Source organism: Oleiphilus sp. HI0061 (genome assembly GCF_001635675.1).
In genome coordinates, this window is sequence record NZ_LWFE01001778.1 from 1 (window position 1) to 1881 (window position 1881).

A 1881-nucleotide genomic window follows, 5' to 3' on the forward strand; every position below is an offset into this window, starting at 1 on the left:
GAATACCGAATTTATCATTAACCATAACAACTTCACCATGAGCGATTAGTGTGCCATTGACCAAAACATCTAATGGCTCACCGGCCAAGCGGTCAAGCTCAATAACGGAACCTTGATTCAATTGTAATAAGTTTCTGATCGGAATGGAGGTATTACCGACTTCCATCGATAACGTAACAGGTATATCCAGAATGACATCAAGATCGGGAGCGCCTGGGCCACCAGCACCAGCGTTAGCAGCCGCAGCTGGACGCGAATCAAAAGACTCTAGAGGCGCAGACTTAATATCATCAGCATCATCCCCTTCGATAGCTTCAGCTTCGGCCATTGCCGCCGCCCACTCATCCTCAACACTACCTTCGCCGCCTTCAGAATCACCAGACTCTTCCATTGCAGCTTCCCATTCAGATGCTAGTTTTTCGTCTTCACTTTGATCTTCGTTATCACTCATTTTCTTCTTCCAAATTTTCGTCAACTACACTGGATATGAGGTTGGGTCGTTCAATTTTTTCTTCAATTTTCGCCGCTAACTGACCATCACTTTGCCCAAGCTTTGCTTTGAACATAGGGACCTTATTCGCAGTTAGCGTAATAAACTCTGGCATTTCTATCGGTATAACATCACCTTTTTCAAGCTTGGCAACATCTCTAAGTGATATCTGTTCTTCTAGGACTGTCNCATTAAGAGGCACATTAGCCTCTAAAAGATCTTTCCGAATAGTTGTCATCCAGCGCTCGTCAACATCGTCAACATCACTCTGGACACCAGCATCGAGGATCTCGCGAATCGGCTCAATGGTAGAGTATGGAATGGCCAGATGAAGGTCTCCACCACCGCCATCTAGTTCGATATGAAAGGTACTAATTACTATCACTTCACTAGGGCTAACAATATTCGCCATTGAAGGGTTAACTTCAGAGTTCATATACTCAAAATCAATTTTGAAAACTGCGCTCCACGCTTCCTTCATATCGATAAAGACTTGTTCGAGTACCATATGAACAACCCGAATCTCGGTAGGCGTAAACTCACGCCCTTCAATTTTTGCATGACGCCCATCACCACCAAAGAAGTTATCAACAAGTTTAAAAACTAGCTTGGCATCAAAAATAAATAAACCAGCTCCGCGAAGAGGTCTGATTTTGACAATATTTAAACTGGTAGGAACGTAAAGAGTATGGATATACTCTCCAAACTTCATGATCTGGACACCGCCCGTAGAAACGTCGGCGTTTCTACGGAGCAGGTTAAACAAGCTGATTCTGGTGTAGCGGGCAAACCTTTCATTGATCATTTCGAGCGTAGGCATGCGCCCGCGCACAATTCTATCTTGGCTCGCTAAGTCGTAATTGCGTATACCTTCTTCATCGGCATCGTCCTCCGTGTCGATATCACCATCATCGACACCATGCAATAACGCATCTATCTCGTCTTGTGATAATAAATCTTGCACACTAATACCTGACTATATGAATTTTTAAGCAATCACAAAATAAGCTATTTGACGGTCGCGAAAATAACACCAAACAAATAACTTAAAACATCTTGAACAAAACTACTGCAATACAAAATTAGTGAAATAAACGTTCTCTATCTCACCAGCCTCTTCACTACTTAAGACAGTATTAATCACTTCGACTGTCTGAGCTTGAAGCGCTAACTTACCTTCCTCAGTGCGAATCTGTTGAAAGTCCTGATCTGCGTATACATTCAATAAACGTGAACGTATCAAAGGCATATGGTGGTCTAAAGCATCCAAAGCACTGGCATCACGACTAGAAACAGATAATGAAATCTGCATATACCGCTGACGCCCATCGACATTAAACGTAACCAAAAATGCTGGCTTAATTGGAATGTAGCTAGCTGGCTCCTTTACT

At 42.9% G+C, this 1881-nt stretch carries 3 protein-coding genes; all 3 read right to left on the reverse strand.

All coding sequences use genetic code 11. The features are described from left to right. Nucleotides 1-451 (reverse strand): flagellar motor switch protein FliN (gene fliN / locus A3735_RS27190; protein ID WP_068639028.1); only part of this gene is annotated, 451 nt, incomplete at its 3' end. Further along, nucleotides 444-1460 (reverse strand): flagellar motor switch protein FliM, encoded by a 1017-nt coding sequence (gene fliM / locus A3735_RS27195; protein WP_197486086.1) that lies wholly within the window; start codon nucleotides 1458-1460, stop codon nucleotides 444-446. The genes fliN and fliM, both read right to left, overlap by 8 nt. A 96-nt stretch (nucleotides 1461-1556) precedes the next feature. Continuing rightward, on the reverse strand, nucleotides 1557-1881 hold a 325-nt coding region (locus A3735_RS27200; RefSeq protein ID WP_197486085.1), incomplete at its 5' end, for a flagellar basal body-associated FliL family protein.